General features: G+C 48.1%; 1 protein-coding gene. It reads left to right on the plus strand.

The window, feature by feature from the left end; genetic code table 11:
* Window positions 1-283 (plus strand): hypothetical protein (locus C6N31_RS44950; RefSeq protein ID WP_232486376.1); only part of this gene is annotated, 283 nt, incomplete at its 5' end.

Consider the following 283-nt stretch of genomic DNA (forward strand, 5'->3'; position numbering starts at 1 on the left):
AGTAACCAACGGAAAGGAAGACGGTATATACGGCGCTAACTTTTCTTGTAAGATTTCTCCATGGCTGGCATTTGGTTGCATCTCTCCCCGCTCCATGTTTGCGGAGCTAAAAGGAACTGCTACCAGCGAAGGTGTGAATGGCCTGTCAAACAGTGGAAATAGCTGGTTGATGTATGAGCTGTTGTGGAGGGATTTCTTCAGATTCGTCACCAAGAAATACAGTTCGCCAACAAAGCAGCTGCAGTCAACTCCAGATGCAGCTTTGGCCGGTGCTCTTGCTTAG

The sequence above is a fragment of the Streptomyces fildesensis genome (genome assembly GCF_016107395.1).
In the GTDB taxonomy this organism is placed as follows: Bacteria; Actinomycetota; Actinomycetes; order Streptomycetales; family Streptomycetaceae; genus Actinacidiphila; species Actinacidiphila fildesensis.